The 6,076-nt window shown below is 64.3% G+C and carries 6 protein-coding genes and 3 tRNA genes; 3 read left to right on the top strand and 6 right to left on the bottom strand.

The window, feature by feature from the left end; all coding sequences use genetic code 11:
• The first annotated feature begins 319 nt into the window (after positions 1–319).
• A complete protein-coding gene (speE, locus tag EII26_RS04385; protein ID WP_124887932.1) occupies positions 320–1,195 on the top strand; it encodes a polyamine aminopropyltransferase in 876 nt (291 codons plus the stop codon).
• A 17-nt stretch (positions 1,196–1,212) separates the two neighbouring features.
• Positions 1,213–1,797: a GNAT family N-acetyltransferase gene (locus EII26_RS04380; protein ID WP_124887931.1), complete on the top strand. Its 585-nt coding sequence runs from the start codon at positions 1,213–1,215 to the stop codon at positions 1,795–1,797.
• Positions 1,798–1,825: 28 nt separating this feature from the next.
• Here the strand turns inward: EII26_RS04380 and EII26_RS04375 are convergent.
• From EII26_RS04375 to EII26_RS04365, 3 genes are all read right to left on the bottom strand, one after another.
• Positions 1,826–1,902: transfer RNA gene (locus EII26_RS04375), tRNA-Met, on the bottom strand.
• Positions 1,903–1,911: 9 nt separating this feature from the next.
• A tRNA-Met gene (locus EII26_RS04370) sits at positions 1,912–1,988 on the bottom strand.
• A gap of 20 nt (positions 1,989–2,008) precedes the next feature.
• Positions 2,009–2,095, bottom strand: a tRNA-Leu gene (locus EII26_RS04365).
• Positions 2,096–2,216: 121 nt separating this feature from the next.
• Here EII26_RS04365 and EII26_RS04360 point away from each other — a divergent pair.
• On the top strand, positions 2,217–3,077 hold the full coding sequence (locus tag EII26_RS04360; RefSeq protein WP_124887930.1) for a MurR/RpiR family transcriptional regulator: 861 nt from the start codon (positions 2,217–2,219) through the stop codon (positions 3,075–3,077).
• 40 nt (positions 3,078–3,117) lie between these two features.
• On the opposite strand, the gene EII26_RS04355 is transcribed toward EII26_RS04360, so the two are convergent.
• From EII26_RS04355 to EII26_RS04345, 3 genes are read right to left on the bottom strand one after another with little or no spacing between them, the layout of a single operon-like run.
• The gene (locus EII26_RS04355; protein WP_124887929.1) at positions 3,118–3,984 is read right to left on the bottom strand and encodes a triphosphoribosyl-dephospho-CoA synthase; all 867 of its coding nucleotides are present in this window, start codon (positions 3,982–3,984) and stop codon (positions 3,118–3,120) included.
• A gap of 12 nt (positions 3,985–3,996) precedes the next feature.
• The gene (gene citX / locus EII26_RS04350; protein WP_158612155.1) at positions 3,997–4,524 is read right to left on the bottom strand and encodes a citrate lyase holo-[acyl-carrier protein] synthase; all 528 of its coding nucleotides are present in this window, start codon (positions 4,522–4,524) and stop codon (positions 3,997–3,999) included.
• A gap of 35 nt (positions 4,525–4,559) precedes the next feature.
• Entirely contained in the window at positions 4,560–6,074 is a 1,515-nt protein-coding gene (locus EII26_RS04345) for a tripartite tricarboxylate transporter permease (RefSeq protein WP_124887927.1), read from the bottom strand.
• Positions 6,075–6,076 lie beyond the last annotated feature (2 nt).

Below are 6,076 nucleotides of genomic sequence, written 5' to 3'. Positions count from 1 at the left end.
TCAATGCAACTTGAGCAGGAAGCAAGGCCGGGGGGGATGACATTTTCTCTGTCCCATTTCACCCTTTCAACCATGACATTTTCTCTGTCCCTTGACACGCGCCCCCGAATGGAACCGACCTCGGCCGAAGCCCGCCGTCCCGAACCCGGCCGACTCCGCCAAAGCACGTCGCGGCGCCTTTAGGCCGCACGACGCCCCTACGCAAAAGGCGGCGTGCGGCGGACGGAGGCCCGAAATGGGCCTTATGCGGCTTGCGGGCCGACGGGGCTCCATGCTACCCTTGTTCCGAAACCGGACCATTTCAAACGGAGGGATCGACATGAGCGAAACCGACAAAAAACCGGTGACACGGGAAAAACGCTCGAACAGCCTTTGGATGACGGAGGACCAGACGGAGCACCTGCGGCTCTCGCTGAGGGTCTCGGACGTCCTCCATCAGGAGCGGACCCCCTGGCAGGACATCCTGGTCGTGGACACGCCGGAATACGGCAGAACCCTGATGCTGGACGGCGCAATCCAGCTCACGGAACGGGACGAGTTCTGCTACTCGGAGATGATGGCGCACGTCCCCATCTGTTCCCATCCGGACCCCAAACGGGTTCTGATCGTTGGGGGCGGCGATGGGGCAATCCTGCGCGAGGTTCTGAGGCATCCCTGCATCGAGGTCTGCACCCTGATCGACATCGACGAAAGGGTCGTGGAGACCTCGAAGCGCTGGCTGCCCACGGTGAGCGGCGCTCTGGATTCCCCCCGCGCCGACGTACGCTGCATGGACGCCATGGAATACATCCGCACCACGTCCGACCGGTTCGACGTGGCCATCGTGGACAGCACCGACCCGGTGGACTTCGCCGCCGGCCTCTTCCAGGCCCCCTTCTACGAGGACATCAAGAAGGTGCTGACCCCCAAGGGGTTGATGGTGGAGCTGACCGAGTCGCCATTTGCGGACACGGCGCTGATGAGGCAGGCCATCGATCAGATGCGCGCCGTCTTCCCCGTCGTGCGGATGTATTGGGGCGCCGTGCCCACCTATCCCACGGGAATGTGGACCTACGGAGCGGCATCCCTCTCCCCGGACCCCGCAACCCCGATCCGCGAGGTCGAGGGAACGCGCTACTACACCAACGCCGTACACCGCGCCGCCTTCGTGCTGCCGCCCTTTCTGGAGGATCTGATCCGGGAGCACCGGGGTTAAAGCAGGGGATGGGGAAAATGGAGCTCCTGCAGCCGGAGACGGAACGTCTGAGGCTGAGACAGTGGACCGAGGCCGACTATCCTCCCTTTGCGGAGATGAATGCGGACCCGGAGGTCATGAGGTTCCTTCCCGCACCGCTCTCCCGGACGGAGAGCGACGCCATGGCAAACCGATGCCGCATCCTGATCGACGAGCGGGGCTGGGGGTTCTGGGCCGTAGAGAGGAGGGGCACCGGCACCTTCGTCGGGCTCGTCGGGCTGCACGTTCCCGACGTCGCGCTCCCCTTCTCGCCCTGCGTCGAGATCGGCTGGAGACTCGCACGCCCGCATTGGGGAAAGGGCTACGCCACGGAGGCCGCTCGAGCGGCCCTGCAGGTCGCTTTCGAGACGCTCGGGCTGGGCGAGGTCGTGTCCTTTACCGCCCTGCCCAACCTGCGCTCCCAGGCCGTGATGCGGCGGATCGGCATGAAAAGGAGTCCCGCGAACTTCGAGCACCCGCTCGTCCCCTGCGGCAGCCCCCTGCGTCCGCACTGCCTCTATCGTTTGAGCCAAGAGGAGTGGCGCGATGCAGGAAAAGGCGGGACGACAAAAAAGCCCGCTTAGAAGCGGGCTTCGACTCGTCAATCTGAATTGGTGGCGGCAACTGGAGTCGAACCAGTGACACCGCGGGTATGAACCGCGTGCTCTAGCCATCTGAGCTATGCCGCCAATTAAAATTGGTTGCGGGGGCAGGATTTGAACCTGCGACCTTCGGGTTATGAGCCCGACGAGCTTCCTGGCTGCTCCACCCCGCGATTTCAACCGGTGTCCGTCCTGGTGCCGGACGCGGGACTCGAACCCGCACGGACCGAAGTCCCCAGGATTTTAAGTCCCGTGTGTCTACCACTTCCACCAGCCCGGCGACACCAGAGTATTATAACACCTTTTTTCATGGCGTCAAATATGATTTGACACGATGATTTTTCTAAAATAAACTGTGAGCCGGTACTGCATAAGGCAGTCAAAGAAAAGAGAGAGACGACATGAACGTTCAAGAATTGGAAAAGCAGATTCGGGACAGGATGGACACTTTTCCCACAAAGACCCGCCGCGTCGCGGAATATCTCCTGGGGAACTCCTCGGAGGTGGCTTTTCGTTCCATCAGTGAGGTGGCCGACAAGCTCTCGGTGTCCAAAGCCCAACTGGTCAGGGTGGCACGCATGCTGGGGTTCGACGGATACGCCGGGCTCAAGGACCTCCTCAAGAAAGCGCTGCTCGCACAGGTCGTGCCCTCCTCCATCGCGGAGGAGGTCGAGGCTCCCCACATCCCTCAGGACCTCTGCCGGCTGGAACAGGCCAACCTGGAGGAGACCCTGCACAACCTCTCGTCGGAATCCATCATCGCCTTCTGCGAGGCCGCCAAGAACGCCGAGGCCATCTACTGCATGGGATGGGGCATCTCGGCGCTGGTGTCGGAATGGTTCTACACCCGCTTCACGGGCCTGGGGCTGAAGACCATCCTCATGCGCCGCGGCTCCGTCTCGCTCCTCGAGCAGTCCCGGGCCATCGGGGAGCACGACATGCTGATCGTCTGCGAACTTCCCAGCTACGTCATCGAAGTTGCGGAGGCCGTGGAAAAAATTTCCCGCCGGGGAGCCCACATCGTCACCCTGACGGACAGTCCCGCCGCCCCCATCTGCGGGTATTCGGACCTCCCCTTCTACGTTGGGGACCGCTCCCCGACGTTCGGCAGCAGCCTGATCGGCCCCATGTTCGTCGTCCACGTTCTGACCTCCGTGCTCTCCTACAACATGGGCGAACGGGGACAGGAGGCTCTCGCCGCACAAAAAGAGGGCTTGAGCGACCAGAGGATCTACTACCCCGCCTACGGGCTCAGGTACTGATCCGGCGGGCTGGAAACGTCCGGACTCCGCCGCGAAGGACTCAATCCGTCCGGCAGGCGTGCGCCCCCTCGAGGAACAGCGCGGCCGAGAGGATGTCCGCACTCCCGCCGGGGCTCAGATTACGGCTCACGAGGCGTCGCTCCATCTCCGCTATCCCGGCCCGGCCGGAGGGCGTCAACATTCCCCCGGCCTGCAGGATTTCTTTTGCCTCCGCCTGGACGTTCAGCATCGCGTCCAGCCCCCCTCGCGCCACCAGGTTGCAGTCCGCATTCTCGGAGACGATATGGATCAGGACATGTGCCGCACGCTCCCTGAACGAGAGGGTTCCGTTCCGTTCGAGCTCGCGCATCCGCCCGGCGGCGCGAAGCGCCGTTGGAAAACCCCGTTCCGCCTCTCCCCGCACCCCCTCCAGCCCATAAAGGACAAAGGCGCGCTCGCCCGCCGTCCTGCAGCGCTCCAGGGTCAGATCGGCGAGCTCCCTACCGACGATCCCCCGAACGAAGGAGGACGCGGTCAGGGCCAGGGCCCTGGGCGTCGACTCCCTTTCCTGTGCCGCAAGGCGCCCGGCCGCCGCACAAAGGAGCCCCAGAAGGAAGATGGCGCCCTTGTGCGTGTTGACCCCGCCGGTCGCCCTGAGCATCTCCCACTCGCCCTGACGCCCCGTCACGCGCAAGAGGCCCAGGACGTCCTCCGCCCCCAGCTCCAGCGTCTCCAGCCCGATGGAGGCGCAGTTTAGAAAACAGGGGAGAAGCGCCATGGCGCTGTCGATGAAATTCTGAAAGTCCATGTCCGCGTGGGAGCCGTTGTCCAAAGGGGTGACCAGACCCGGCTTCGGATGCACCGCGGCCTCCTTCAAAAGGGACCCGACGGCGAGCCGGGCTATGTTGAAGACGTATAGGCTGTTCATGCCGTTCCCCTTTCAGCCATCGCGGCGCTCGCCGCCCCCGGCCCCTTCCCAAACGACATCCAGGATCGCCTCCGCCCGCGCCAGAACCTCTTCGAGCGGATGGGCCCGCAGGACGGCGCAGTCCCGGGCCGGCCGGCCGCAGCACAGGCAACGGCGCGGCGGCAGCCCCAGGACATCCCTCCCGACGGGACGCCCCGAGGCATCCATCACGTCGGCGTCGACGAGACGGCCGGCGGGGTGCTCCTCCTCGAAACGGACCGCAATCTCCTTGGCCTTCAGGGCGTCAGTCCCGAGGACAAAATGCGCCTCGGCCCCGTCCGCGGCGACGTTGCGCTCCCGGTACCGAAGGCCGAAGGGCCGCAATCCGCACTCCAGTATAGCGCAAAGCCGCCGATGGGCATTCACCCAGTGCGGCGCCGTCTTGTCGGGGCCGGGGACGTTCAGGGTCACCGTCAGCACCGTTCCCCTGCGGCTCAGCTCGAGGCGACGCAGCCAACGCGCCTCCCGCGCCTCCAGAATTTCCCGCATCGTGTTCGCCATCGGAACGTTCCGCGAAAAACGGAAAGGATGTCGCCTCAGCCCTTGCGTGCCGACGTCCCCGCCGACTTCATCCGGTCCGATATGAAGGGCCATGCGAGGGACAACGCGGCGAGCGCCCAGAGCGACAGACAGATCGTGGATCGGAAGAAGATCCGCATGCTGCCGTTCGAGAGCATCAGCGATTGCCGGAAGGATTGTTCCATCGAGGACCCCACCACCACCGCCAGGATCAGGGGCGCCGTCGGAATCCCGAAGCACTTCATGAAATACCCCAGAAGCCCCAGCCCCGTCAGCAGCACGAACTCCATGGCGCTGTAGTTGATCGTGTAGACCCCCAGGAAGGCCAGGACGACGACCAGGGGATAGAGCAGCCTCGGAGGAATCGCCAGAACCCGGACCAGCAGCCCCGCCAGCGGAATGTTGATGAAGGCGCACACCACGTTGGCCAGGAAGAGCGATGCGATGACGCCCCATGCGATCTCGGGATTGTGCTGAAACAGCAAGGGGCCGGGCTGCAGGCCGTAGATCATGAGGGCCCCAAGCATCACCGCAGTCGTGCCCGACCCGGGGACGCCCAGGGTGAACATGGGGATCATGGCCCCGATCGAACAGGCGTTGTTGGCCGCCTCCGGAGCGGCGAGCCCCTCCACCGCGCCGTGCCCGAATTCCTCGGGGCGTTTCGACAACTGTTTTTCGTTGTTGTAGGCCATCATGGCCGCAATGGTTCCCCCCGCGCCGGGAAGCACGCCGATCAGGAAGCCTATGGGCGTCTGGCGCAGGATGGGCAGCCAGCTTCTTCGCCAGTCCTCCCGAGTGATCCAGATGCGCCCGAACGTTTTCTGGACGTGCGCCTCCCCCTTCAGGCGCAGGGTCCGGTACTCCTTCAGGATCTCGCCGATCCCGTATACGCCGATGATGACGACCACGAAGTCGATGCCGCTCAACAGCTCGACGGAGCCGAAGGTGAAGCGCTGCACCCCGGACTGGAGGTCGATCCCTACCGTCGTCAGCATGAGGCCGATCAGCATGGAGATCAGCCCCTTCAGCAGCACCTCCTTGGAGATGGCGGCGGTCGCGGCCAGGGCGAAGACCATCAGGACGAAATACTCCGGAGGCCCGAAACGCAGGGCAAATCGGGCGACCGGCAGGGCCAGGGCGACGAAGGCGACCGACGCGACCAGACCGCCGATGAAGGAGGCGATGGCCGATATCGCCAGCGCCGCCTCGGCCCGCCCCTGCTGCGCCATGGGGTAGCCGTCGAAGCACGAGGCCACCGCCGCCCCGTCGCCCGGGATATTCAAGAGGATCGAGCTGCGCGACCCGCCGAACATGGCGCCATAATAGACGGCGCACATCGCGATCAGCGCCATCTCGGGCTTCATCGTGAACGTCAGGGGCAAAAGAAGCGCAATGCCCGTGGAGGGCCCAAGGCCCGGCAGCATTCCCAAAACCGTCCCCAGCATGGATCCCAGGGTCATGAGTAGAATATTCATCGGCTGCAGCGCCACGGAGAAGCCAAAAGCCAGGTTGCTCAACACTCCAGTATCCATTC

This window comes from Fretibacterium sp. OH1220_COT-178 (assembly GCF_003860125.1).
In the GTDB taxonomy this organism is placed as follows: Bacteria; Synergistota; Synergistia; order Synergistales; family Aminobacteriaceae; genus CAJPSE01.
This window is presented reverse-complemented; position numbering and strand designations above follow the sequence as displayed.

Bases quoted from the DNA above. Each gene is read 5' to 3' on its own strand.
- speE (WP_124887932.1), top strand. From the start codon at position 320: ATGAGCGAAACCGACAAAAAACCGGTGACACGGGAAAAACGCTCGAAC.
- EII26_RS04380 (WP_124887931.1), top strand. From the start codon at position 1,213: ATGGAGCTCCTGCAGCCGGAGACGGAACGTCTGAGGCTGAGACAGTGG.
- EII26_RS04360 (WP_124887930.1), top strand. From the start codon at position 2,217: ATGAACGTTCAAGAATTGGAAAAGCAGATTCGGGACAGGATGGACACT.
- EII26_RS04355 (WP_124887929.1), bottom strand. From the start codon at position 3,984: ATGAACAGCCTATACGTCTTCAACATAGCCCGGCTCGCCGTCGGGTCC.
- citX (WP_158612155.1), bottom strand. From the start codon at position 4,524: ATGGCGAACACGATGCGGGAAATTCTGGAGGCGCGGGAGGCGCGTTGG.
- EII26_RS04345 (WP_124887927.1), bottom strand. From the start codon at position 6,074: ATGGATACTGGAGTGTTGAGCAACCTGGCTTTTGGCTTCTCCGTGGCG.